Raw genomic sequence first — 24682 nt, forward strand, 5'->3', positions numbered from 1 at the left:
GGCCCGCCAGCGCGGTGCTCAATGGCTGCGGAAGAACATCTCGTACAGCGACAGCAGGATCTCGATGGCGATCAGGATGATGATGTACCATTCGAGGCGGACGGTACGCTGGTCCTGCACCAGCTCGAGAAGCGTGCGGATGGTGTCGCCCACCAGGGCGAGCTTGCGGTCCACCGCCTTGCCGCGCTCCAGGAGCTCGTATTCATCGGCAAGCCGGGCATAGAACCGCTCGAGCTCGGGCCAGTCCCACAGGATGTCGGGCTTGTCCTCGACCGCGACGCGGCCGACCATGCGATGCTGGGTGAGCAGGCTGTCGCCGATCTGGCGTACGAGGTCGCGCGCCTGGCGCACGCCACGCCCCTTGCGCTTGAGCTCCATGGCAAGCTGGTCGATGCGGTCGACGGCGATGGCGAGCTCGGTCTCCTGCTGCGACAGCACGAGGCTCTTGGCCAGCACATTGGCCACGATCTGCAACCGCTCGGGCGCATCGTCCTTCAGGAAGATCGCCCCGGCCGTGTCGAGCTTGTCGTCACTACCACTCAGCGATGCCGTGGTCCGGTCGCGCTCAGGCACAGCCACGGCTTCGACGACGCGCGGCCGCAGCACCTCCAGGACCGCATGTTCGTCGGCGAGCGGGACGCCTGCGAACACCACGACCCCGAACCGGAAGGCGAATGCCACGCCGCGGCGGCCGACGCGCAGCGTGAGCGGCGACAGCCCGATCGTGTCGGGGTGCTCGAGGCCCCGGGTGTCGATGCGCAGGCCCAGCAGCACCGCGTGAAAGTCGATGGTTCTCTCGCCCTGCTCCACAGGGGCATCATAGCAGCCTCCTCGCGGCGGTCTGCCGGAATGTCAGCAGCTGCAGGGCGTTCTCGATCAGCCGGAGGCCGATGTCGGGCGCCGTCATCACCGACTCGGGATGGAACTGCACTGCCGCCATCGGCAGGATAATATGCTCGATTGCCATCACGACGCCGGCTGCGGTCTCCGCCGTCACCGCAAGTTCCTTCGGCATCGCGCTGCCGCGCGCGTGGATCGAGTGATAGCGACCGACGGTGAAGTGACGCGGCAGCCCTTGAAAGAGCTTGCCGCCCAGCACGCGGACCTCGGACGCCTTGCCGTGCATCGGCTTGGCCAGCAGATCGAGCGCGCCCCCGAAAAATTCCACCATGCCCTGCAGGCCGAGGCAGACGCCGAACACCGGCAGCCGGCGCTTCATTGCCAGTGCCAGCGTTTGATCCATGGCGAAATCGGCCGGTCTGCCCGGTCCCGGCGACAGCAGCACGATGTCGACCGGCTGGTTGCCGGCCAGGGTTTCACGGGCCAGATCCGGTCTTTGGGTGACCACGTGCGCCCCGGCCGCGCGGCTGTAGTTGGCGAGCGTATGGACGAAGCTGTCCTCGTGATCGACCAGGAGCATTCGGATCGCGCCCGTTTTGGACGCACGCACCGTGAGCGCGGGCGCCGAAACCGGCCCCGCAGCCTCGACGCCGCCATTGATCGCCGAGAACATCGCCGCCGCCTTCAGCCTGGTCTCGGCCTCCTCCTCGTGCGGGTCGCTGTCGTGCAGCAGGGTGGCGCCGGCGCGCACCTCGGCAATGCCGCCCTTCATCCGCACCGTTCGCAGGGTCAGGCCGGTGTTCATGTTGCCGTTGAACATCGTTCCGCCGATGGCGCCACCATACCAGCGGCGCGCACTCTTCTCCTCGGCCTCGACGAAGCGAATGGCCCACGGCTTCGGCGCACCGGTGACGGTGACCGCCCAGGCGTGAGACAGGAAGGCGTCGAGAGCGTCGAACTCGGGACGAAGAGCGCCTTCGACATGGTCGACGGTGTGGATCAGGCGCGAATACATCTCGATCTGGCGGCGCCCGATGACGCGCACGCTGCCGGGCTCGCACACGCGCGACTTGTCGTTGCGATCGACGTCGGTGCACATCGTCAGCTCGGCTTCGTCCTTGGCGGAGTTCAGCAGCTCGCGAATGCGATCGGCATCCTCGAGGGCGTCGCAGCCGCGGCGGATGGTGCCGGAGATCGGACAGGTCTCGACGCGGCGGCCTTCGACCCGGACGAACATCTCCGGTGAGGCGGCAACCAGGAACTCGCCGTCGCCCAAATTCATCAGCGCGCCATATGGCGCCGGGTTGATCCGCCGCAGGCGCTCGAAGATCGCGCTGGGCTGATCGCGGCAGGGCGCCGAGAGAAGCTGCCCGAGCACGACCTCGAACAGGTCGCCGCGGGCGAAGGCCTCGCGTGCGCGTTCGACCATGGCGGCGTACTCGCCCGGCGCGTGGTCGCTCTCGGCAGGCACCGCGCCGGCGATCCCGGTCACGTAGGGATCGTCGGCACTGCCGCGCGGCAGTCCCACCGTCGAGCGGGTACCGACCGTGAAGTCGTATCTGAAACACCTGGCAACCTGGCGCATGTGATCGACGATCAGCAGCTCGTCGGGCAGGAACAGCACGAGGTCGCGCTGATCGGCCGCACGCGGCAGGCGCAGCGCCATCGGCTCGAACTGGAACACGAGGTCGTAGCCGAACGCGCCGTAGAATCCCAGATGATCGTCCTCGGCGGCTCCAAAAAGCTCGGTGAGCGACCGCAGGATCGAGAACACGCTGGGCTGGCGGCTGCGTGCCTCCTCGGGGAAGCGGCCAGCCGGCTCGCACAGCATTCCGTCGATGCGATCGTCGCGTACCTCGAGGGCGACGATCGCGTCGAGGCCCCGGACATGATCGGCCACGACCTGCACCAGAGCCTCGCCGCGCGGGTTCAGCCCGACGATGGAGAAGCCGCGGCCTCTGGCCTCGAGCACCAGGGGTGGATCGGCGAAGCCGGTGTCCCAGCGGCTATAGCGCCCAGGATATTCGAAGCTGGAGGACAACAGCACGCCGCGACGGCGGTCCAGCGTGCGCGCCAGTGCGTCGGTGCCGCCGGGATAGGGCAGCTCCCGGACATCGCGGTGAACCGCGATGCCGCCACGGGTTTGATAACGGTCGCAAGACATCGAACCAACTCCTCGGGTTCGGCTGCCGCGAGCTCGGGATCACAATCGCCGGAAATACGAAAGCCGCCCCGAACCCGGGACGGCCTGTTGAGCAATGCACAAAACCGGCCGTCCGCTAAAGGATCGGCCGCCACCAACGTGCGATGCAGACGGTAGAGCGCATGGCCGGAAGCTATAAGACCGCGCCGACGGCGGCAAGCGCGAAGGTAGTGTCAGAGGAGCGCTCTTCTCTTTCCTCCCCAAGCGAGGCTTGGGGAGGTGTCGCCGTCTTCGGCGACGGAGGGGTCAAGAGCATCGTGACTGTGGCCTTTGACCCCTCCGTCCGCGATTACGCGGACACCTCCCCAACTTCGTTGGGGAGGAAGAAGAAGAGCGCCACGGAGTGGCGCGCTCCCAGTTCATGACCCCGTCGCCGAAGACGGCGACACCTCCCCAGCAGAGCCGGGGAGGAACGGCGCATCGCCGTGACCGCCCTCGCCGTCATCCCGGCACGTCGGTGCTGCCCTTGCTCCATTCCAGCAAGCGGCGTTCCGCCAGGTCCATGAGGGACGTCAGCACCATCACCAGCAGGGCGACGATCAGGATGAGGGCGAGCACGCCGGCGACATCGAAGCGGCCGCTGAAGCTCTGCAGGAGCACGCCGAGGCCACTCTTGGCCGCGATCATCTCGCCGATCACCGCGCCGGCGCTGCAGTAGATCAGCGTCAGCTTGAGCCCGGCGAAGATGCCGGGCAGCGCCCAGGGAAAGCGGACATCGCGGAACAGGCGAAGCTCGGAAGCCCCGAACAGCCGCGACATCAGCAGGAGATCGCGATCGACGTTCTTGAGGCCGCCCAGGGTGCTCAGCAGCATGATGAAGTAGCCGAGCGAGAAGGCGAGCACGACCTTCGACGCGATGCCGATGCCGAACCACAGGATGAAAAGCGGCCCCAGGGCGATCCGGGGCATGCTGTTGAAGGCCGTCAGGAAGGGCGAGACGATCCGGTTCAGCCAGTCGTTGCGATCGAGGATGACGGCGCTACCGATGCCGAACACGACCGACAGGGCGAAGGCGATCGCGATCTCGAGCACCGTCGTGCCGAGATCGGGGAAGATCTCGCCGTCCTTGAACAGGTGCCACAAGGATTGCGCGACGCCGGCCGGCGTCGACACGAAGGCGGCGTTGGCCAGGCCCAAGGCGACGGCGCCTTGCCAGGTCGCCAGGATGACGGCGAGGAAGAGGGCCCGCGCCGCGAAGATCGACGCCGAGCGGCCGCCCTTTGCGCGCACGGCCGAGTCGAGCCTGGCTTCGGAGCTGGCGATGTCGGTCATTGGGCGCTCGCCTTCAGGGAGGTCCAGGTCCTGCGATAGAGATCGTGATAATGGGCATCCGCCTGCAGCGCTTCGGCCGAGCGCGGGCGCGCCAGATCGATGCGGATCTCGTCGACGACCCCCGTTCCCTTCTTCGACATCACGAGCACGCGATCAGCCAGCGTGATCGCCTCGCCGATGTCGTGGGTCACGAAGACGACGGTAGCGCCGCTGCTCCCCCACAGCCCGAGGAGCTGATCGTGGAGCACGAGCTTGGTCTGCGAATCGAGGGCGCTGAACGGCTCGTCCATGAGATAGAGGCTGCGACCGACCGCGAAGGCGCGCGCCAGCGATGCGCGCTGCCGCATGCCCTGGGAGAGCCTGGAGGGATAGAGATCGCGGGCGTGTGCCAGGCCGACCTTCTCGACATAGGCCGCGGCCCGGCGCGCCCTTTCCTCCCGGCCGATGCCGGAGACCTCTAGGCCGTACTCGACATTGCCCATGACGGTGCGCCACGGCAGCAGGGCGTCGCGGGCGAGGACGTAGCAGATGTCTCGGCGCCCGGCGGTCGGCGGGGTGCCGGCGATCGTCACGGTTCCGCCCGCCGCCGGCACGAGCCCGGCGATAACGTTCAGCAACGTCGTCTTGCCGCAACCGCTGGCCCCGATCAGCGCAATGAATTCGCCGCGCTGCACGGAGAGATCGACGCCCGACAGCACGCTGCGCGCCCGCCCGAACGTCACGGAGAGGCCGCGCACGCTGATGTCGCCGGCTCGCCCGCCGCCGTCGGCAATCGTCACGGCCCCGGCCGTCGCCGCAGCGCCTAATTGGGACAGCGGAAGCTCTCCCGCGCCGTCTCGGCGACGATGTCGCGCCGCGTCTTGGGCGCGCCGAGCTGCTTGTTGTCGACCAGGAGCTTCGCCCAGGTGTCGATGGTGCGCGAGGTGATGTCGGGACCGAAGGTCGGCAGCAACCCCTTCACCATCGCCTTGTAGGCGTCCTCGGAGAGGTCGGGGACCTTGACGTATTTCTGCATCAGCGCGACGACCTGATCGAGGTTGTCGGGCTTGCTGAACCAGCAGTACGACTCCTCGAGTGCCTTGGCAAAACGCGCGACGACCTCTGGCTTGTCCTTGATCGTCGACGTCGAGGCCCACCAGCCGTTGTAGCCGAGGTCATGGAACACCTTGGGGCCCTGGTTCTTCGCAAGATCGACGACGACGGTCCCCTCGTTGTTGGCCGCGGCGATCGACGGCAGCGGCTCGATGCTCAAGTAGGTGTCGACAGTGCCACGCTGCAGGGCGGGGCGCGCAGTATTGGGCAGGCCGACGGCGAGGAACGTCACGTCGCTCGCCTTGAACCCGGCGTCGGTCAGGATCATCTGCGCCATGAAATGCACGGAGACGCCGAGCGCCAGGACACCCCAGTTCTTGCCGACCAAATCCTTGATGATGCCGGGATAGCCCTCGGCCAGGTGCGGCAGGGCGATGCCTTTGCGAGCGAGCAAGGCGAACGGCACCTTGACGGTCGACCCCACGACCGCCCGCACCGGCAGGCCCTTGTCGACCGCCAGGATGAGATTGTCCCAAGAGTTGTTGACGAAGGTCACGCTGCCGCTAGCGACGGCGGAGGTCATCGCCGGCCCGCTGGCGACCGGCACGAGCTCCACCGCGAGGCCGTTCCTCTCGAAAAACTTCTGCTCGTTGGCGACCAGCACCGGCATCGAGATGAGCGCGCCGGGATAGTAGCCGACGCTGGCCGTGAGCTTGTCCTGCGACTGCGCTGCCGGCGGCGTCGCAAGGATCGCCGATGCCGCCATGCCGAAGGCCAGCACGCTTGCCATGATCCGATCTCTCATCTGTTCCCTCCCTGGTGTCTCCATGCAGGCGAGACGCCCGCAGCACTTCCCGTGATGGTCCCGCTCACCAGACGCCGGCCTCGCGCAGGGCCCGGCGTTGCGCGGCGTCGTAGCCGAGCGCCGCCAGGACGCTCTCGTTGTCGGCCGCAAGCAGTGGCGGTCCGCGCTCGGGGGCAATCCTGCGTCCGTTGAGCTTGAAGCCGGCCGCCGGCAGCGCGGCGTCACGCCCCTGCTCCGGCAGCGCCAGCTGGCGCGAGAGGTCGCGCGCCGCGACATGCGCCTCGTCGATCAGCTCGGGCACCGAACGGACCGCGCCCGCCGGCACGCCAGCCGCGGCCAGCCTCCCTTCCCAGTCGATCGCCGGGCGCCCGGCCAGGCAGGCCGCGATGATCGCTCGCAGGGCGTCCTGGTTCTGCTTTCGGACGGCGGGTTCGCAAAAGCGCGGGTCGTGCATGAGCTCGGGCCGGCCGAGCACCCCGCACAGCGCGGCGAACTGCGCCTCGGTGTTGGCGACGACCGTCAAAGGCGAGGTCGCGGTCTGAAACAGCCCCGATCCCGGCGCGCCGCTGGCAGCCGCGTTGCCGATCGGGGCGGCAGGCACCCCGCCATTGACGTGGGCCGACAGAATCGAGCCCATTGCCGCGACCGCACAATCGAGCATGCCGACGTCGATCGACTGCGCCTCTCCGGTGCGGTCGCGCTCGCGCAGCGCGGCGAGGATGGCGACGGTCGCCGACAGGCCGGTCAGGTAATCGACCAGCGGCGGCCCGGTCCGGCTCGGCGCCGTCTCCGGCGTGCCGGTGACCGACATGATTCCGGACACCGCCTGGATGATATGGTCGTAGGCAGGCCGCGGCGACATCGGCCCGTTCTGCCCGAAGCCCGAGATCGAGCAGTAGACGATGCGCGGATTGACGGATCTGATCGCGTCGAAGCCCACGCCCAGCCGCTCCGCCGTGCCAGGGCGCCAGTTCTCGATCATGACGTCGACGCCGGCGGCGATCTCGCGTGCGATCTTCTGACCCCGCGGATCCTTGAGGTTCAGCGCCACCGATCGCTTGGCCGCGTTGCATGACAGGAACGTGCTGCCGAGGCCAGCGGCGACCAACGCCGCGTCGCCACCCTGGCTGCGCATCCAGTCGCCCTGGCCCGGGCGCTCGATCTTGATCGTCTCCGCGCCCAGCAGCGTCAGCAGGTAGGCGCTGTAGGGACCGGCGATGACGCTGGCGCATTCGAGCACGCGCACGCCTTCGAGGGGCAGCCTGGCGAGCGGCGGCCGGCTCACGCGCCGAACCTCGGCTCGGCAAGGCCGCGCGCGCCGAGACCTTCGATGGCGAACAGGCGCCCGGCCAATGGCTGGTCGCGCAAGTGCGCGGCGTCGAGAAAGCGGCTGGCCGAGGTGACGTAGAGGATGTCGAGGCAGGGTCCGCCGAACGCGCACATCGTCGGATTGGAGACCGGCAGGCGAATGTGGCGCATGAGCTTGCCGTCCGGATCGAACTGCGCGACCGCGCCGCCACGGAACAGGGCCGCCCAGTAGCAGCCATCGGCATCGACCGTCGCACCGTCGACGAAGCCGCGAATGTGCACGGTCGATACGAACAGCCGGCGGTTGGCGATGGCCCCGCTGGCGACGTCGAAATCGTACTGCCAGACGGTCGCGGTCAAGGTGTCGGCGAGGTACAGGCGCCGATCATCGGGACTCCAGGCGATTCCATTGCCGATGGTCAGGCCGTCCTCCATCCGCACCGGCGCCTTGTCCTGGTCGAGCCGCCACAGCGCGCCCGTCGGCGTATGGTGATCGGTGTTGACCGACGCGCACCAGAAGCGGCCGGCACGATCGCACTTGCCGTCGTTCAACCGGTTCGTCGCGGGACGATCCGCCTCCACGGCGGCGATCAGACGCGCCGCGCGCCGAGCGAGGTCGAGGTGATAGAAGCCGCCCTTGACGCCGCTGAGCAGCCCGCCTTCGGCACAGCGGGCAATCGACCCGATCGGAAGGCCGGCCAGCGCCGGCGCGAGCGCCGTGCAGGACGTCTCGCGCGTCGCCGGGTCGAAGGCGTGGACCTCGCTCCTCCAGGCATCGATCCAGTAGAGACGCCGGGAATCTGGATCCCACAAGGGCGATTCACCCAGATCGTTGGCAACGGAGGACACGCAGTCGATGTCCAAGCGCCCTCTCCTTTGGAAAGTAGTAGTGATCACTACCGTATGGCTTGAGCAGGACCATCGTCAACTGCTAAGCCCCTCGCATGCGCGAGCCGAAATCAGTCACCGATCTGCTGACCTACCGCCTGCTCCGTCTGTCCAACACGCTCGGCCTCTACAGCAACCGCCGGTATCGCAAGCAGTTCAATGTGACGCTTCCCGAATGGCGCGTGCTCTCCATCATCGCCCTGCACGAGACCACGACGGCGCGGGACATCAGTCGCGCCCTGGCGACCGACAAGGCGTGGGTCGGCCTGTCGGTCGAGAAGCTCGAGCAGCATGGCCTCGTCCAACGTTCCACCGACAAGCTCGACATGCGGCGAACGCTGGTGAGCCTCACCAAGCCGGGCAAGGGGGTGCACGACGCGATCATGGCCAACGCACGGCGGCGCCAGAAAAGGCTGTTGGGCGCCTTGCCGGCCGGTACCGCCGAAACCCTGATCGTCTGCCTCGACAGGCTACAGGCCGAAGCCGACCGCATGCTCGTGGAGCTCGATGAGGCGCAGGCCCCGGAGGCTTGAGGTCTCGAGTTAGCTCCGCAGCCCTGCCTGGCGCAGCAGCGGCATCACGGCACTGTCGAAAAACTTGAGCTCCTCGTTGTAGTCGAGGAACCCGAACACCACGCCATCGATGCCGGCGGCCGAGACCTGGGCGAGCTGGGAGGTGACCTGCTCGGGCGTGCCGATGATCGGGTTGGTGCCCCAACCGGCGACCAATCGTTCACGATATTTCTGGATGCGGTCGTTGAACGACTGGCTCTCGATGCCCAGCACCTTCATCAGATTGTCGGCAGCCACCCAGTCGCCGTGCTCGATGATGCTGCGATACACCTGCCGGGCCTCGGCCTCGGTTTCACGACACACGACAAGGGCCGAGGTGCAGACGCCGATGTGACGCCGATAGTCCGTGCGCGCCTTGTCGCGGACCCGGGCAGCCACCGCCTTCACGGACTCGACGCTGTCGAAGCCCACGAAGCTGAAGTCGACCTCGCGCGCCGAGAAGTCAGTCGCCGCCGGTGAATGGCCGGCGTTGATCAGGACGGGATAGGGCTTCTGAACCGGTTTGGGATGGGCTTGGGCCTGCTTGATGTGGAAGCTCTCGGACTCGAAATCGAACGGCTCGTCGTCGGTCCACAGTCGCTTGACGACGGTGAGCCACTCGGCGCCGTAGCGGTAGCGATCGTCGTGCGCCCGCTGCATGCCCTGGAACATCTCCATTTCCGGCGTGAACCATCCCATCACGAGATTGAGGGCGAAGCGGCCGTTTGAGATATGGTCGATGGTCGTCGCCTGCTTGGCGGCAACGATGGGATGGACCGTGGGCACATGCGATGTCGCCGCGACCATGATGTTGCGGGTCGCCTGGGCGAGCCCTGCCGCCCAGGTGTATGTCTCGAACGACTCGCCGTTGAAATCGGTCGTGCCGCCAAATCCCCGCCATCGCGCCACCGGCAGCGCCAGCTCGAAGCCCATGGCATCGGCGCGCTTGACGATGTCGGACGTATGTTGCCAGGTCACCTTGTAGCTGGTCGGAGCGTGCGAGATGTTGAGCCCGTAGCTGCAATTGATGCCGAAGACGCCGAGCTTGAGCTTCTGTTCGTTGTACAGCGGCACGTGAGCCCGGCGGTACTCTTCCGATGCGATCGCCTCGGCCTTGTTCATTCACCTCTCCTCGAACGCCACCGGCACGGTTTCCCGCCCGCCGGAAATCCTCTCATACTGCTGCCAGACAACGGCGCGGCGCTTTCCGCGATCAGGATACTGCACCAAAGGAGACCCACATGCCGACGAGAAACGGTGGCTGCCTGTGCGGGGCCGTGCGCTACGAATGCAGCGGTGAACCGCAATTCGCCCTGCAGTGCCATTGCCGCGATTGCCAGCGGCAGAGCGGCGCGCCCCATGTCGCGGCAGTGCGCATGCCGGCGGCCAATTTCCGCGTCACACAGGGCACGCCCAAGCGCTATCGCGCCAAGTCTGATGCCGGCAATGAGATCACGCGCGTCTTCTGCGGCGACTGCGGCACGCCGCTCTACGTCGAGGTCTCGACGCGACCGGATATCGTCGGCCTGCGGGTCTGCACCTTCGACGACCCGAGCTGGTTCCGGCCCGATGCCAACATCTTCGTCAAGAGCGCCCAGCCGTGGGACCATCTGGATCCGGCGGTGCCGACGTTCGCGACCTATCCGGCCGGCAAATCGTACTGAGCAGGCATCACCGGACCTTACTTTTCGGGAGTCATATCGGCCTTGTCCCAATTCTTGTCGGGATTGAAGACAGTGATGGCCGCGGCACGCTGCGCCGTATCGGGACCGAGATCCTGTTCATAGACGTCGCTGTTGTGGCTCACCATGAAGGTCATGACGCCGGTCTCGCCCCAGTGCACCGGCCAGGCGATGACGGCGAAACCGCCGAGCATGCGGCCCTTGACCAGATAATCGTAGGCGCCGCCGGGGGCGTCCGGTCCCTGGCTGTACAGCAGGCGAAAGCGGTAGCCGTAGTACCCGTTCTCCTGCACGTCACCCAGCTGGGCCTTGGCGAGCAGCGGCCCCAGCGGGCTCTCGGGCTCTCGGGCTCGCCGGGCTTGGTCTCCCAATAAAGTCCGTCCATGCGACCCGGAGAGCTGACGAGCCGGCGCGCATAGACGGGCACCCCGACCTTCATCGGATCGAGCGCGGCGTAGTCGCGCTGGGCATCGACGATCGCCAGCAGGGTCTGGATGACCGCCAGCTCATTGCGGCCGATCAGACGCGCCTGCATTTCCACGCGTCCCGCCTCGACATCGTAGCGACACTCGTTGCCTTGCCTGACGATCGGGATCGGCGACACCCAGCCCGTCATGCCGGCGCCGACCAGCGCCTTGTCCGGTCCGTCGGGAATGATCTTGTGCCCCTCGTCCCAGGCTTTCAGGAAACGTTCGCGGATTTCCTCGTCGTGCTGATCGCTGCCCGGCACGAAATCATTCCAGCTCTTGCCGAGGATCGCCGCGATGGCTCGGCACGTACACCACGTCGGGACTGGCCTGTTGGACCACATACACGGTCTCGCCGCCCTGGGACTCGGTCGTCACCGTGGTCTGCGGACCGCTCTTCAGGGTGCCCGCGGCTGCCGCCTTGGCGCGCAGCCGCTGGATGGAAGCCGCGACATCCTGCTGCTGGCCGAGAAAGGCGTCGCCCAGCTTCTGGGTCCAGTCGAGATGGTCGTTCAGCTGGCTCAGGACCGGGGGAAAGGCGACCATCGACTTGACGCTGACATCCCAGCTCTTGTCGGCGACGGCCTTGACGGCGGCATCGCCCTTGAGATTGGTGTTGGCCTGCAGCCAGCGGGACGCCTCGACGATCTCCAGCGGGTAGGTCGCGGCCATCAGGACCTGCGACAACAAGGCGTCGTCGTAGAGCGCGATCGGCGCCAAGATCTGGTCGAGCTCCTCCGGCGAAAAGGTCTTCTTGTCGGTCTGTGCGAACGACGGCAGCGATAGGGAGACCACCGCCGCCACAGACAACAGCAATAAGCCGCGCCGGCCTGACGAGCGGCTGTCGAATGGCCCGATCGTCGAGTTGGTCATCGCTACCCCCGATTTTTCTTGGCTACGACGCCGGCCGACCGCCGATCCAGATCAATCAGGGGCGTCGTCACCGCCCGCGCGGCGTTGCGACCCGGGCGCCAAGTGTACCACTGCGAACGCGTGCTTGCACCGCCACGAGGCCGGCACCGGCCCAGGTTTCACGAGATGACTGCACTCAGCAAAGTTGTCATCCCGAGCGCAGCGAGGGTGTGGATTCTCGTTTGAAGTGCAACAGTTTTGAGAAGACCTCAGCGGGAGTGTGGAAGTCCAGGCATTTTCGAGGCGTGTGATTGTAGGCGTGGATGAAGCGAGCGATGTCTTTGGGTTTGACGGCCTTAAGATCAGTGGTCCTGGGCAAGAGGCGTCGGAATCGGCCGATGGCATTCTCGATGCCGCCCTTTTGCCACGGCGAATGGGGATCGCAGAAGAAGGTCTGCAGGTCGGAGCTTTTATGCAGCTGATGATGCTCGGCAAACTCGGTTCCGTTGTCGAAAGTTAGAGATCGGCGGAGTTGAGGGGGCATGAGGGCGAAGAATTGGGCGATTGTATTGGCGGTCGGTTGAGCGCGGCGGTTGGGGGTGCGCACGATTGCGGTGAAGCGCGAAGTGCGCTCGTGCAGGACCAGGATGGATTGTCGGGGGCGGGAGAACAGCATGAAGTCGGCTTCCCAGTGGCCGGCTTGGCAGCGATCGAGGGCTTCCTGGGGACGATGATCGATGGGCAGGCGGTGCTTGATTGCCAAGGCGGGGCTGCGGCTGCGCGGGCGCCGGTGGCCTCGCCGGCCCTTGGCCTGTGGCAGATAGTGACGCCAGCGGCCGTCCTTGGTCCGCCTGAGCTGAGCGTAGATGAAGCGATAGATGGACTCGCAGCCGATCACCGGCCGACGATGCTCGAGCGCCAGGCGGCCGCAGACGGCAGCGGGCGACCAGCCTTTGCTCAGACGGTCGAGCACGCTGGCGCGCAGCACCGGGTCGCGATCCAGGCGCGAGCCAGACCACCGCCGGGCTCGAGCCTGTTGGTGAGCGAAGGCCGGCCGGTAGCCAGCCGGCTGGCTACCGGCCGGCCTTCGCTCACCAATAGCCTGCCTGGAGCCATTGCGCTTCAGCTCGCGAGAGATGCTCGATGGCGCGCGATCCAAAGCTGCAGCGATTTGACGGATCGACTGGCCCGCTCGACGTAGCACGGCAATATCGCACCGTTCATCGTGCGTGAGTTGTTTGTAGTGGGTTCCCATGACAACACCCTTCTAGCAAGGTGTTGCACTTCGTTTGAGACCCCGGGGGGACCTTTAAGGGCAGCGGGAAAGGTCCCTCGCTGCGCTCGGGATGACAATGTCTTTGTCGCGCACACCACCTGCCAGTATCGGAATCTGAAGCACTTATTCCCGTACAGGCCCGGGCCAGGGCCAGCGGGACCGCGCGGGCGATCACCAGGGAAGCCAGGCGCCTACACACCGAGATGGCGCTCCCACAGGGTGCGGTCGGCGGCGAGCTCGCCTGAGGCGCCGGCCCACGCGACGCGGCCGCGTTCCAGGATGGTATGACGCGCGCACAGCGCCACCAGCCGGTCGACGTACTTGTCGATCGCCAGAATGGCGAGGCCCGTGCGGCTCAACTCGGCGAGCACACGCCAGATCTCCTCGCGCAGGAGCGGCGCCAGCCCTTCCGTCGCCTCGTCGAGGATGAGGAGCCTGGGGTTGGTCATCAGCGCGCGACCGATCGCCAGCATTTGCTGCTCGCCCCCGGACAGCTCGACGCCCATGTTGCCGGCACGCTCCGCAAGACGCGGAAACAGCGAGAAAATGCGCTCGAGCGTCCACGGCGGTTTGGCGTCGCCACGATTGGCGGCAAAGGCGACCAGGTTCTCGCGCACGCTGAGATTGGGAAAGATCCGCCGTCCTTCGGGCACCAGCGCGATACCGGCGCGGCCAATGCGGTCGGCCGTCCAGCCGTCGATGCGCCGCCCTTCGAAGCGGATGGCACCGGCGGTCGGCCGGATGAGACCGACAATGCAGCGCACGGCCGTGGTCTTGCCCATCCCGTTGCGACCGAGCAGCGCCACCGCTTCGCCCGGCTGAATGGCGAGATCGACGCCGAACAGCACGGGCAGGCCGTCGTAGCCCGCCTGCACGCCCTCGACCTCGAGCAGCCGGGTCACGCGACAACCTCTTCGCCGAGATAGGCCCGGCGCACTTCGGGATGGCGGCGAATCTCGTCGGGTGCACCGCTGGCGATGACTCGCCCATAGACCAGCGTCGTGATGCGATCGGCGAGGCGGAACACCGCGTCCATGTCGTGCTCGACCAGCAGGATGGTGCGCCGCCCCTTCAGCGCCTCGATCAGGGCGACGATGCGCGCCGTCTCCTCGGCCGCCATCCCTGCCATCGGCTCGTCGAGCAGCAGGATGCGGGCGCCGGCTGCCAGGGCCAGGCCGAGCTCGAGCTGGCGGCGCTCGCCATGCGCCAGCGCACCCGCGCGCTGATCGGCGCGCCTGGCGAGCCCGACCGCCTCGAGCTCGGCGCGTGCGCGCGCCGGGTCGTGCCCGCCGCCCGCGCCCTGGACGGCGAGCGCCAGATTCTCCAGCACCGTGAACGCCGGAAACAGGCTGGTGATCTGGTACGAGCGCGCCAGCCCCAGCCGCACGCGACGATGCATGGCAAGGCCGGTGATGTCGCGACCGTCGAGCAGGATCGTGCCGGCACTGGGCGCAAGCGCGCCGGACAGAAGATGGATCAGGGTCGTCTTGCCGGCGCCATTCGGACCGATCACGGCGTGCAGCTCCCCGGCGGCGAGATCGAGATCCACGCCATCGACCGCCAGCACCCCGCCGAACCGCTTCTGCAGCCCGCTGACCCTGAGGAGGGGCGCGGTCATGGCTTGGCACCGGCGCGCCGCATCAGGCCCGACAGTCCCTGCGGCGCGAACAGCACGACCACCAGCAGCACCACGCCGATCGCGAGCGGCCAATGGATCGTATGCCCGGCAAGCGCCTCCTGCGCGATCAGCAGCGCCGCCGCCCCCAGGACACCGCCCGGCAGCCGACCGGCGCCGCCCAGGATCACCATGATCATCAGCAGCCCCGATTCGGGCCAATGCAACAGGTTCGGACCGACCAGCCCGTTGAGACTGGCCAGGAGCCCGCCGCCCAGGCCGGCCGCCGCGCCGGCGATGACGAACGCGAGCAGCTTCAGGCGGTAGGTCGGAAAGCCGATCGCCTCCATACGGGTCTCGTTGTCGCGAATACCCTGCAGCGCGCGACCGAGCGGCGCGTTGAGCAGCGCGCGCATCCCGAGCAGCGCCGCCAGCAGGATAGTCAGCGCGACGAGATAGAAGTGGGTGTCACGATCGAGGGCGACGACGTCGAGAGACGGGCGGACGCTGAGGGTGAGTCCGTCGTCGCTGCCCAGGACGCGCAGCGACACCACGAGGTAGTAGATCATCTGGGCGAAGGCCAGCGTGATCATGATGAAGTAGACGCCGCGCGTGCGCAGGCTGATCGCGCCGATCAGCAGCGCCAGCAGTGCGGCCACGACGATCGCGGCGGGCCACAGCAGCCACGCCCTGGTCACCCCGGCCATCATCAGCACGGCAACGGTGTAGGCGCCGGCGCCGACGAACGCGGCGTGGCCGAAGCTCACCAGACCGACATAACCGATCAGCAAGTTTAGGCTGGTGGCGATCAGGGCGTAGATCAGCACGCGCGTCGCGAACACCACGTAGAACGGCTGGCCGACCGCGAGGGCCACGAACGGCAGCCCCCCCAGCAGCGCGACCGCCACGAGGATTGGCCAGGGCCGCAGCGGAATGCGCAGCGTGTCGCGCATCAACCGCGCGCCGGGAACAGGCCGGTCGGCCGGAAGAACAGCACCGCCGCCATCAGCATGTAGATCAACATCGACGCCACCGCGGGGCCGGCCTCGGACGCGATCACCGCCGGAAACAACTGGCGGAACAGGTAGGGCAGGAAGGCACGGCCGGTCGTATCCAGCAGGCCGACCAGCAGCGCACCGACCAGGGCGCCGCGGATCGAGCCGATGCCGCCGATGGTGATGACCACGAAGGCCAGGATGAGGATGTTCTCGCCCATGCCGACCTGCACGGCGAGCAATGGCCCGAGCAACGCACCCGCCACCGCGCAGAGCGCCGCGCCGATCGCGAAGACCACCGTGAACAGGATGCGCGTGTCGACGCCCATGATTTCGGCCATCTCGCGGTCCGACGCACCGGCACGCACCCACATGCCGGCGCGCGAGCGCGTCACCAGCAGGTAAAGCAGGAGCGCGATCGCGAGGCCCGCGCCGATCACCACCAAGCGGTAGGCGGGATAGCGGATTCCGCCGAGCTCGACCGGCCCCGACAACGCGGCCGGCATGTTGAGCAGGATCGGCTGGCTGCCCCAGATCATGCGCACGATCTCGTTGGCGATCAGGATCACGGCGAAGGTCGCCAGCACCTGCGACAGGTGCGAGCGCCGATAGAGCCGGCGCAGCAGCGCCACCTCGAGCACCACGCCGACCAGCGCCGTGCCGACGACCGCGCCGACGACGCCGAGCAGGAACGACCCCGACGCCTCGATCACCGCGGCCGCCAGGTAGGCGCCAATCATGTAGAGCGAGCCGTGTGCCAGGTTGATCATGTCCATGATCCCGAACACCAGCGTCAGCCCTGCCGCCAGCAGGAACAGCATCAACCCGAGCTGCAGCCCGTTCAGCAGCTGCTCGGCGATCAGGGAGGAAGGCAAGATCACATCCTCCCCAAGCTTCGCTTGGGGAGGTGCCGCCGTCTTACGGCGGCGGAGGGGTCATGGTCTTCCGGACCGCGGGCGTCCCGCCCGCTCAAGATCATCGGCGGGCGAGGCGCCCGTAGTCTCCATGACTCATGGCCCCTCGATCGCCGTAAGACGGCAACACCTCCCCAGCTGCGCTGGGAAGGAAAATGAAGATGGTCTCGCCCACTCACTACTTCATCTTGCACTTGGCGGCATGGACGTCCTGGAAGTCGGTGAACACCTTGGCGATCGTCTTGTTGGTGATGCGGCCTCCGGCGTCCTTGTAGACCTCGCGCAGGTAATAGTCCTGGATCGGGAAGTTGTTCTTGTTGAAGCGGAATTTTCCACGCGTGGCGTCGAATTTCGCTTCCGCGAGCGCCTTGCGCAACGCCTCTTTGTCCTCGACCTTGCCGCCGATCTGCTTCACCGCGGCATCGACCAGCAGCGCCACGTCGTAGGCCTGCGAGGCATACATCGTCGGCATCCGGCCATACTCCTTCTGGAATTCCTGGACGAACTTCTTGTTGACCGGGTTGTCGAGATCGGCAGCCCACTGCGAGGTGTTGAGGATGCCGATCATCGGCTCGCCGACCGCCTTGATCGTGTCCTCATCGGCCGAGAAGCCGGGCGTGAACAGCTTGGCTTCCTTGTCGGCGCCGGCAGCGACGTACTGCTTGACGAAGTTGATGCCCATGCCGCCGGGCAGGAAGAAGAACACCGCGTCGGGCTTGGCGGCACGAATGTTGGCGATCTCGACCGCGTAGTCGAGCTGGCCCAGCTTGGTGTAGACCTCGTCAGCGATCTTGCCCTTGTAGAAGCGCTTGAAGCCCGCCAGCGTCTCGCGCCCGCCCGGATAGTTCGGCGCGATCAGATAGACGTTCTTCAGCCCGCGCTGGTTCATCACCTCGCCCATGGCGCCGGGGATGTCCTCGTTCTGCCAGGCCACGGCAAAGAAGCTCGGATTGCACTTCTCGCCGGCATAGTCCTCCGGTCCGGTGTTGGTGCTGAGATAGATCGTGTTGGAACTGAGGATCGCCGGCATGACGGGCAGCAGCACGTTGGAGAACACCATGCCGGTGATCAGGTCGACATTGTCGCGCTTGGTGAAGCGCTCGACCGCCTCGCGTGCAACGTCGGGCTTCTGCTGATCGTCGACGACGCTGACCTCGGCAGGCAGGCCCCCGAGCTTGCCGCCGTTCACCTTCACCGCCAGCAGGAAGGCGTCACGCATGTCCACGCCGAGCGCCGCGCCCGGGCCCGACAGGGTGCTGAGGAACCCGACCTTGACCTTGTCGGCCGCGCCGGCCGGCAGGGCACCCGGTACCACCGCAATCAGCGACAGCGCCAACGCCGATAGGATCCTTCTCATGATGCCCTCCCCTTGTTGGTTTTAGCCGGGAGCGACTTTACATTCCCCTCCCCAGCTTCGCTGGGGAGGTGTCGTCGTCTTACGGCGACGGAGGGGTCATGAACAGCGTGACCGTGACTCATGACCCCTCCGTCCGCGCAGACGCCGACACCTCCCCAGCGGAGCTGGGGAGGGGAATATAACGCGCGCTCCTGGCAATGATCCTCACACCCACGCCTGCAGCACGTACTCGTACGGACCCTGGGCGTTCACCATGTCGACGCGCTGCAGCTTGATGCGATGGCCGTCCCTCGTCTTCTTCAAATGATGAATGTACGAGCCGGCGAAATGGCGGGTCGCATCGTTGCGGAACTCCATCATGTGGAAGCGCGAACGGACGACCAGATCGCCGCTTCGCGCATCCTCCTTCTCGATGGTGACGTTGCCGATGACGTGATTGGTGCCCCATGCCGTCCGTTGCGACCAGGCCCGCGGATGGGTGAGCCGCTTCAGCCGCACCGTCATCAGGTCGCGGTCTTCCCAGAAGATCGACGGCACGCCGTCGCCGGTGGTCTGTTCGGGCGCCGCCGGCATCCAGTAGGTGCCGTCCGGCGTGAACAGCTCGATGAAATCCTGCCAGCGCTTGCCGTCGAGGCATTCGGCCTGGCGGAACAGGAGCTGCTCGACCGCGCGCAGCGTGCCGTACAAGCCCGACTTGTCGTGCACGCCCGACTTGTCGTGCCCGTTCGACGGCTTCGCCACGGCTTTCGCCCTCGGCGCCATGCTCTTGCGCGGAGCACTCTTCCGAGCTGCACCTTTCCGGACCACGCTCTTGCGCGCCGTCTTCGTCTTCCGCGCCATCAGTGCACCCCGTTCATGTACTGGGTCCATGCCTTGAACTGGTTGCGCATCGGCTGCTCGGAGGTGCCGATGACCGAGGTCGTCACCTCGTTGGTCTCGTGATCCTGGCCGGCGTTGCGATGGAAGCTCACCCAGTCGCCGCCCTCCGATTCGAGACCCTTGTGGCACTTCCAGAAGTTCCACAGGTCGTCGGCATTGACCATGGTCGAGGGCGAATTGACGAGATTGTAGTAGCCGAGCGCGCGGCGGTAGATCGCCTCGGGCGCGCCCTTGAGCCGGAAGTGCCAGATCTCGGTCAGGGTCTTGTCGACACCGAGCGGCCGCACCGCGCGCAGCTGCTGCAGCGGCGACTGCACCGACAGTCCGGGATAGAGCAGCACGTGGTGGATGTTGACCCCGAGGATCTCCTCCATGCGCTGCTTGCCGTAGGCTTTCTCCATCACCTTCTCGTAGGCCAGTGTGTCGGGGTCGCGCGGCCTGAGCCCCATGTAGCCGGTGAGGATGCAATGGCCGTGGGGATAGCCCAGCGTCTGGAAGGCATCCCATTTGGTGATCGGCGTCGCGAAAGCGGACAGGAAGTGATAGCTGAGCGGCGCGTGCCCGCCCTTGCGGCTGATCTCCTCCTCGACCTCGCCGGCAGCCCGCCCGGTCGATTCGTGCGTCACCGCCGGGTGCAGCGCGTCGAGCTGGTTCTCCAGGAAGATCTTCCAGTTCGACTGCTGGATCACGCGGAAGCAGGTCGGCACCACCTCGACCTCGCCTTCGGGCGCGCGATCGCACATGTCGTCGAAGGCGACCTTGGCCGGCCCGAGCCAGTCGGCGAGCGACGGCCCGTCGGCCGCGAGGCTGGCGAACACGAAGCCGCGGTAGGATGCCACGCGTGCCGCATTCTTGATGTTGGTGTTGTCGTCGCCCGGCGTCAGGCGCGTGCCCTGGTAGCCCTTGTCGAGCGGAATCGCCTTGCAGCTTCCGTCAGTGTCGAACTGCCAGGAATGGTAGGAGCAGATGATGCCCTTGCCGACATTGCCGCAGCGGTCGCCGTACAGCATGGCGCCGCGATGCGGGCAGCGATTGTAAAGCACGCGCACCGAGCGGTCGGCATGGCGGACAATGACCATCGGCTGGCGGCCGATCTGCACCGTCCAGTAGTCGCCGACGTTCGGCACCTGGCTTTCGTGGCCGACATAAGTCCACACCTTGTTGAAGATGCGCTCCATCTCGAGCTCGAAGATGCCGGGATCGGAATAGACGCTGCGGTGAACGCGATCGGGCTCCACCGCCCGGCCGACATCCAGGCCGATATCGACTGCCATCAAGACCTCCTCTGAGCCACCATCCTCCAGGCCCTTGCTACGCTAGGCAACGCCGGACGCCGCCATGGGGATACCCTGCGCGTCGGATTTGCGCGCATCGAAGTTCCGGCACATCTCCTGGACCGCCCAGCGCACCAGGCCGATCGCCGGCTCGGGCAGGTTCGCCATCGCCCGCTCGTTGACCTGCCGCACCTGTGGCCAGATGCGCGCGAACAGGCGTTCGCCCGACCCGGTGAGGGCCAGCCGGGTCACGCGCGCATCGCTCGCGTCGCTGAGGCGCGTCACCCAGCCGGCCTTCACCATGCGCTCGACGACCCGCGTCAAGGTCGTGCGGTCGATCGAGGTGAGATCGGCGAGCGCACTCATCGACAGGCGGTGGCGGCTGTGCAGCGTGGCCAGGGTGCGCCATTCCGGAGCGCGCAACCCGTCGGCCTTGAGCGCCGTCGCGAGTTGCCGGTCGCGCCGATCGAGGACCTGGGTGAACCAGAAGAAAAGATGTTGCTCGAGGACGAATTCGGGAGGGGTCACGGACGCAACCGTGCGCATTTCGCTCGACCCCGACGGGCGGCGATCACGACTCGAAAGCGGCTGCACGCGTCGTGACATGTCGGCCTTCCCCGCGGCCTCAGCTCGCCGCGAGCCTCTCACCGATTATGTGCGAACGCAAGCAATGCTTCAGGACCAGGCAGGCAAAACAGAGCACTCCGCATGGAAGCAGCCGTAAAATCAGTTGCATCTGCACGCTAAGGCGTGGGCGGTCCGAGGGGAAGCAGATGAGCTCGGAGAAGGATCGCGTTCAAGCTCCTCCGGACCGCGGGCGTCCCGCTCGCTCATGACTCCGTGCGAGCGGAGCGCCCGCGGTCCGGAAGAGCACGGATCGGCATGAAAGAATAGCGCTCTCGTTCAAAGCGCCCTCGTCAAGCCTTGCTCCATTGCGGCTTGCGCTTCTCGACGAAGGCCGAAAGCCCCTCGGCGCAGTCGGGCGTCCCGAAAACGGTCGAGACGAGATCGACGGCGGCAGCCGCACCCTGGCGGTAGCCGTTGTCGATGACGCGCCCGAACGCAGCCTTGCCAAGACGCATCAGCTCGGGTGACTTGCCGGCGAAAACGGCACCGAGCTTGTGCGCGCTGGCGAGGACCTCGTCTTGCGGCGCAAGGCGGCCGACCAGGCCGAGCTCCATCGCCTCGTGCGCCGTGAACACCCGGCCGGTGAACAGCAGGTCGAACGCGCGGTAGCGACCCACGATCCGGTGCAGGTGGTTGAAATGGATCGACGGCAGCAGGCCAACGTCCATTTCCGGGTAGCCGAAGGTCGAATTCTCCGCCGCCACGATCATGTCGCAGGTGATGGCGATGGACATTCCGCCTCCGCGGACCGCCCCCGTGACCGCCGCGATCACCGGCTTCGGCAGCATCGACTGCAGCTCGAACAGCTCGAGATAGAGCTTGTGCGTCACCGCATGCGCCTCCGCAGGCGAGCTCTCGCGGAACCTGGCGAGATCGAGCCCGCCGCTGAAGCGACCCGGCACGGCGCTGCCGAGGACGATGGCCCGCACCATCTTGTCGCTGCCGGCCTCCCGCAGGCGCGCCATGAGGGTATCCAGCAGCCCGTGGCTGATGCCGTTCACGGGCGGGTTGTCCAACAGGATCTGCGCAATCGCGCCCTGCACTTCATAGCGGATCATCTGGCATGCCTCTCCTGATCGGACAGCTCAGGCCCAGCGCAGTCGACCTTCTGCAGGACCGCCGGCAGGCTATCATGTATCATGGTGGCGGAGCGTTCTTCGCCCGCCATCTCGGCCAGGGCATTCGCATGTGAAGGAAAGCCGTGGGCAGTGCCGGAAACGACGAGACGGTCTCTCCTGCCGATCCTGCTGGGGCTTGGAGTGTCACGGGACGCTCTTGCCCGGCCGCGCGGGCCATGGTTCGCCGGCTTGCAGCTCCACACCGTGCGGGACCACCTCGGCGCCGATCTCGACGGCACGCTGCGACGCATCGCCGAGATCGGATATCTGGAAGTCGAGACCGCCGGATTTGTCGGTGCTACCGTCGACGTCATCCGGAGCAAGCTCAGGCAGCACGCACTCACCGCGCCGTCGATGCATGCAGGATACGACGACCTGCAGGGAAATCTCGATGCCCTCGTCGAGGATGCCGCCACCCTCGGATCGCACTTCATCGTTTGTCCCTCGATCGACGCCGACCAGCGTCGGACTCCCGACGATTGGAAGCGGGTCTGTCAAACCTTGAGCAGGGCTGGACGCGCCGTCCGCCGCCACGGCATGGCGCTGGCGTACCACAATCACGACCTCGAGCTCGCGCCGTTCGATGACGGGACCACTCCGTTTCAGCTGATGATGCACGAAACCGATCCGCAAGACGTCAAGCTCGAACTCGATGTCTATTGGCTGGCCAAAGCCGGATTGGACCCCGTCCAAATCCTGATGAACGCCACGGGCCGGGTTGTGCTGGTCCATCTGAAGGACATGGCGACGGACGGATCGACGGTGGAACTGGGTGCCGGTGTGCTGGACTTCGACTCGATCGTCCGAACTGCGCTGCGCATTGGCGCAAACCTCCTGTTTGTCGAGCAGGATAACTCGCCAGACCCAATGCAAAGCATTGCGACCAGCCTGAAGTTCCTCCAGCGTTTGCCGCTCGACGTGCGGCCACGATGGAGAGGTTAGGTCATCGCGGCAGCAGCTCGCCATTCGCCCATTGGAGCCTCCCCGTCGGCATTCGTATCGTGTCACGCCATACTGCAGCGCAAGCACCCCAACTCTGCCGGTGACCGGATTTCGAGTCAGAGCCGATAGACTCTCACGGCGTTGGCATAAAAGATCGCGTCGCACTCCTCGGCAGTGCATCCATCGAGCGCGCCGGCCACGGCATCGACGATCGCGCCGTAATCGGTCCATAGCTTCTCGATCGGGAAGTTGCTGCCGAACAGGCAGCGCTTGGGCCCGAACATCGCGACCGTCTCGCGAATGACCGGCAACCATGCCTCGGCGTCGCAGCGATGGATGAAGGTGCCCAGGCCCGACAGCTTCACCACGACGTTCGGGCAGCCGGCCAGCCGCCGCATGCCCTCGCGCCACGCCGCCCAGCCGTGCGCGCTCTGGTCCTCCAGCATGCCGGCATGCAGCAGCACGAAGGTGAGGTCGCCGAACGCGCCGGCCAGCTGCGCCGCGTCCGCCATCTGGCTCGTGAACACCTGCAGCTCGAACAGCAGACCGCGATCGGCCACGGCGCGCAGGCCGCGACGCCAGCTCGCCTCGCTCATGAGCGCAGGCTGTCGGGCGAAGCGATACGTCGCATTCTCGTGCCAATGAAGCTGCTGGCGGATGCCGCGCAAGCGGCGATGGCGGGACAGCGCATCGAGCGTCGAGGCGAGCGTCTCCGATTGCAGATCGGCGTAACCCACGAAGGCATTCGGGAAGCCATGCCGGTCGGCGACCTGCTGGACCCAGGCGGCCTCCTCGAGCTCGCCGCCCGGCGGCCAGTTGGTCTGCACATAGACCGACTTCACGACGCCGCACGACTCGATATCGGCGAGATATTCCTCGACAGGGTAGTCCCGCCGGATCGCCTCGTAGGGCCCGAAGATACGCGGCTGCATCGGACCTTGCAGCCAGGCAAGATCGGCCTGCCGCCAGATGTGATGGTGCGCATCGACGATGCGCACGGGTCTCGGCGCATCGGACACTAGCGGCCTGCCTTCGGCTCACGATCCCGGTTCATCCTGAGGGTGTAGCCTACCCGGTCGCGACGCGTCGAGCGCGATGCCCGCTCCATGCGGCCAACGACACGCCAACCCGTTTCATGGCGTAGCACACGCCGGTCCGGGCAACGCCGCGATAGGGCAGGATCGACGGCTTGTTGGTGCTGGCCGAGACCGTGTGGCAGCGCAGGAGAGGCAGCACAGTCGCGCGCCGCTCCGGTTGAGCTGAACGACAGACCCGATCACCCGATCGTCAGCACCGGCTCGCCGAGCACGTCAAGATAGGGAACGACACCGAGGCCCGGACCGACCGGCGCCTCGACGTAGCCGCCGCGCTGCTGCGGACCGCCCGCGGCGATGCTCACCGTGTTGTAGCCGTTGGCGACGGCGCGGATGCGGGCGATGTCGAGCGCCGACTTCACATAGGGATGGCCCTTGAGCTGCTGGTCCATGATCCGGTTGATGATGCCGAGCTGGCGCGGATCGCGGCCGATGAGATGCGGCGCCAGCTCGGCAAGCCCCGTGCGCACGCCGTTGGCGTAAGCCGGCAGATAGGACGGCCCCAGAGGGCAGACCTCGCCGTGGCCGATCAGGCCGGCATCCGTATGCACGCGCACGACCGTCGAATGCGGATCGACTTGCCGTCGGACCAGCTGTAGGTGCCGGCGCTGAGCGGCAGGTCGACCTGGTGGACGGTGATCTGGGTTATCTTCATTCGTCACTGCACCAGCTTCGCTTTCGACCAACGCCG

The 24682-nt window shown here is 66.6% G+C and carries 29 protein-coding genes and 1 pseudogene; 5 read left to right on the forward strand and 25 right to left on the reverse strand.

Going from position 1 to position 24682, the window contains the following annotated elements:
* Window positions 1-18 precede the first annotated feature (18 nt).
* A complete protein-coding gene (locus tag ACILR9_RS05635; RefSeq protein ID WP_395708918.1) occupies window positions 19-810 on the reverse strand; it encodes an RMD1 family protein in 792 nt (263 codons plus the stop codon).
* Window positions 811-817: 7 nt separating this feature from the next.
* Entirely contained in the window at window positions 818-3004 is a 2187-nt protein-coding gene (locus tag ACILR9_RS05640; protein ID WP_395708919.1) for an anthranilate synthase component I, read from the reverse strand.
* Between the two features lie 161 nt (window positions 3005-3165).
* Between ACILR9_RS05640 and ACILR9_RS05645 the strand changes: the two genes are divergently transcribed.
* Window positions 3166-3408, forward strand: a complete 243-nt coding sequence (locus ACILR9_RS05645; RefSeq protein ID WP_395708920.1) for a hypothetical protein — start codon at window positions 3166-3168, stop codon at window positions 3406-3408.
* Window positions 3409-3484: 76 nt separating this feature from the next.
* Here the strand turns inward: ACILR9_RS05645 and ACILR9_RS05650 are convergent, their stop codons facing one another.
* The 5 genes from ACILR9_RS05650 to ACILR9_RS05670 form a co-directional block, all read right to left on the reverse strand.
* A complete protein-coding gene (locus ACILR9_RS05650) occupies window positions 3485-4315 on the reverse strand; it encodes an ABC transporter permease (RefSeq protein WP_395708921.1) in 831 nt (276 codons plus the stop codon).
* Window positions 4312-5094: an ABC transporter ATP-binding protein gene (locus ACILR9_RS05655; RefSeq protein WP_395708922.1), complete on the reverse strand. Its 783-nt coding sequence runs from the start codon at window positions 5092-5094 to the stop codon at window positions 4312-4314. Before ACILR9_RS05655 ends, ACILR9_RS05650 begins: the two co-directional genes overlap by 4 nt.
* 23 nt (window positions 5095-5117) lie before the next feature.
* The gene (locus tag ACILR9_RS05660) at window positions 5118-6152 is read right to left on the reverse strand and encodes an ABC transporter substrate-binding protein (RefSeq protein WP_395708923.1); all 1035 of its coding nucleotides are present in this window, start codon (window positions 6150-6152) and stop codon (window positions 5118-5120) included.
* Window positions 6153-6216: 64 nt separating this feature from the next.
* Entirely contained in the window at window positions 6217-7437 is a 1221-nt protein-coding gene (locus ACILR9_RS05665) for a CaiB/BaiF CoA transferase family protein (protein ID WP_395708924.1), read from the reverse strand.
* Window positions 7434-8324 (reverse strand): SMP-30/gluconolactonase/LRE family protein, encoded by an 891-nt coding sequence (locus ACILR9_RS05670; RefSeq protein WP_395708925.1) that lies wholly within the window; start codon window positions 8322-8324, stop codon window positions 7434-7436. The genes ACILR9_RS05665 and ACILR9_RS05670 overlap by 4 nt, the downstream gene beginning before the upstream one ends.
* Before the next feature lie 80 nt (window positions 8325-8404).
* On the opposite strand from ACILR9_RS05670, the gene ACILR9_RS05675 reads away from it, so the two are divergent.
* Window positions 8405-8881, forward strand: coding sequence for a MarR family winged helix-turn-helix transcriptional regulator (locus ACILR9_RS05675; RefSeq protein WP_395708926.1), 477 nt, complete (start codon window positions 8405-8407; stop codon window positions 8879-8881).
* 9 nt (window positions 8882-8890) lie between these two features.
* Here ACILR9_RS05675 and ACILR9_RS05680 read toward each other — a convergent pair whose 3' ends face one another.
* On the reverse strand, window positions 8891-10021 hold the full coding sequence (locus ACILR9_RS05680; protein WP_395708927.1) for an LLM class flavin-dependent oxidoreductase: 1131 nt from the start codon (window positions 10019-10021) through the stop codon (window positions 8891-8893).
* Window positions 10022-10140: 119 nt separating this feature from the next.
* Between ACILR9_RS05680 and ACILR9_RS05685 the strand changes: the two genes are divergently transcribed.
* On the forward strand, window positions 10141-10563 hold the full coding sequence (locus tag ACILR9_RS05685; protein WP_395708928.1) for a GFA family protein: 423 nt from the start codon (window positions 10141-10143) through the stop codon (window positions 10561-10563).
* Window positions 10564-10580: 17 nt separating this feature from the next.
* Here ACILR9_RS05685 and ACILR9_RS05690 read toward each other — a convergent pair whose 3' ends face one another.
* The 13 genes and pseudogenes from ACILR9_RS05690 to ACILR9_RS05750 form a co-directional block, all read right to left on the reverse strand.
* Window positions 10581-10952 carry a DUF2950 family protein gene (locus ACILR9_RS05690; protein WP_395708929.1) on the reverse strand — a complete coding sequence of 124 codons (372 nt, stop codon included), beginning with the start codon at window positions 10950-10952 and terminating at the stop codon, window positions 10581-10583.
* 26 nt (window positions 10953-10978) lie between these two features.
* Window positions 10979-11392, reverse strand: a pseudogene (locus ACILR9_RS05695) (DUF2950 family protein); the annotation flags it as partial.
* Window positions 11316-11921 carry a DUF3300 domain-containing protein gene (locus ACILR9_RS05700; RefSeq protein ID WP_395708930.1) on the reverse strand — a complete coding sequence of 202 codons (606 nt, stop codon included), beginning with the start codon at window positions 11919-11921 and terminating at the stop codon, window positions 11316-11318. The gene ACILR9_RS05700 and the pseudogene ACILR9_RS05695, both read right to left, overlap by 77 nt.
* 187 nt (window positions 11922-12108) lie before the next feature.
* Window positions 12109-13155, reverse strand: a complete 1047-nt coding sequence (locus tag ACILR9_RS05705; RefSeq protein ID WP_395708931.1) for an IS30 family transposase — start codon at window positions 13153-13155, stop codon at window positions 12109-12111.
* A 212-nt stretch (window positions 13156-13367) separates the two neighbouring features.
* Entirely contained in the window at window positions 13368-14078 is a 711-nt protein-coding gene (locus ACILR9_RS05710) for an ABC transporter ATP-binding protein (protein WP_395708932.1), read from the reverse strand.
* Entirely contained in the window at window positions 14075-14794 is a 720-nt protein-coding gene (locus tag ACILR9_RS05715) for an ABC transporter ATP-binding protein (protein WP_395708933.1), read from the reverse strand. Before ACILR9_RS05715 ends, ACILR9_RS05710 begins: the two co-directional genes overlap by 4 nt.
* Window positions 14791-15744, reverse strand: a complete 954-nt coding sequence (locus tag ACILR9_RS05720; RefSeq protein WP_395708934.1) for a branched-chain amino acid ABC transporter permease — start codon at window positions 15742-15744, stop codon at window positions 14791-14793. The genes ACILR9_RS05715 and ACILR9_RS05720 overlap by 4 nt, the downstream gene beginning before the upstream one ends.
* Window positions 15744-16661: a branched-chain amino acid ABC transporter permease gene (locus ACILR9_RS05725; RefSeq protein WP_395708935.1), complete on the reverse strand. Its 918-nt coding sequence runs from the start codon at window positions 16659-16661 to the stop codon at window positions 15744-15746. The genes ACILR9_RS05720 and ACILR9_RS05725 overlap by 1 nt, the downstream gene beginning before the upstream one ends.
* A 217-nt stretch (window positions 16662-16878) precedes the next feature.
* Entirely contained in the window at window positions 16879-18057 is a 1179-nt protein-coding gene (locus ACILR9_RS05730; RefSeq protein WP_395708936.1) for an ABC transporter substrate-binding protein, read from the reverse strand.
* A 204-nt stretch (window positions 18058-18261) separates the two neighbouring features.
* Window positions 18262-18798: an aromatic-ring-hydroxylating dioxygenase subunit beta gene (locus tag ACILR9_RS05735; RefSeq protein WP_395708937.1), complete on the reverse strand. Its 537-nt coding sequence runs from the start codon at window positions 18796-18798 to the stop codon at window positions 18262-18264.
* A gap of 98 nt (window positions 18799-18896) precedes the next feature.
* Entirely contained in the window at window positions 18897-20210 is a 1314-nt protein-coding gene (locus tag ACILR9_RS05740) for a Rieske 2Fe-2S domain-containing protein (RefSeq protein WP_395708938.1), read from the reverse strand.
* 42 nt (window positions 20211-20252) lie between these two features.
* Complete coding sequence (locus ACILR9_RS05745; RefSeq protein WP_395708939.1) at window positions 20253-20738, reverse strand: MarR family winged helix-turn-helix transcriptional regulator; 486 nt, start codon at window positions 20736-20738, stop codon at window positions 20253-20255.
* Window positions 20739-21127: 389 nt separating this feature from the next.
* Window positions 21128-21895, reverse strand: a complete 768-nt coding sequence (locus tag ACILR9_RS05750; RefSeq protein WP_395708940.1) for an enoyl-CoA hydratase/isomerase family protein — start codon at window positions 21893-21895, stop codon at window positions 21128-21130.
* Between the two features lie 5 nt (window positions 21896-21900).
* Between ACILR9_RS05750 and ACILR9_RS05755 the strand changes: the two genes are divergently transcribed.
* A complete protein-coding gene (locus ACILR9_RS05755) occupies window positions 21901-22029 on the forward strand; it encodes a hypothetical protein (protein WP_395708941.1) in 129 nt (42 codons plus the stop codon).
* Between the two features lie 16 nt (window positions 22030-22045).
* A complete protein-coding gene (locus ACILR9_RS05760; protein ID WP_395708942.1) occupies window positions 22046-22897 on the forward strand; it encodes a sugar phosphate isomerase/epimerase family protein in 852 nt (283 codons plus the stop codon).
* A gap of 116 nt (window positions 22898-23013) precedes the next feature.
* Here ACILR9_RS05760 and ACILR9_RS05765 read toward each other — a convergent pair whose 3' ends face one another.
* Genes ACILR9_RS05765 through ACILR9_RS05780 form a run of 4 tightly spaced genes read right to left on the reverse strand, consistent with a single transcriptional unit; the run spans window position 23014 to window position 24646 of the window.
* A complete protein-coding gene (locus ACILR9_RS05765) occupies window positions 23014-23916 on the reverse strand; it encodes an amidohydrolase family protein (RefSeq protein WP_395708943.1) in 903 nt (300 codons plus the stop codon).
* Between the two features lie 49 nt (window positions 23917-23965).
* Complete coding sequence (locus ACILR9_RS05770; protein ID WP_395708944.1) at window positions 23966-24133, reverse strand: hypothetical protein; 168 nt, start codon at window positions 24131-24133, stop codon at window positions 23966-23968.
* A gap of 40 nt (window positions 24134-24173) precedes the next feature.
* Window positions 24174-24548, reverse strand: coding sequence for a hypothetical protein (locus tag ACILR9_RS05775; RefSeq protein WP_395708945.1), 375 nt, complete (start codon window positions 24546-24548; stop codon window positions 24174-24176).
* Window positions 24521-24646 carry a hypothetical protein gene (locus tag ACILR9_RS05780; RefSeq protein WP_395708946.1) on the reverse strand — a complete coding sequence of 42 codons (126 nt, stop codon included), beginning with the start codon at window positions 24644-24646 and terminating at the stop codon, window positions 24521-24523. The genes ACILR9_RS05775 and ACILR9_RS05780 overlap by 28 nt, the downstream gene beginning before the upstream one ends.
* Window positions 24647-24682 lie beyond the last annotated feature (36 nt).

It is taken from the genome of Reyranella sp. (assembly GCF_044224635.1).
In the GTDB taxonomy this organism is placed as follows: domain Bacteria; phylum Pseudomonadota; class Alphaproteobacteria; order Reyranellales; family Reyranellaceae; genus Reyranella.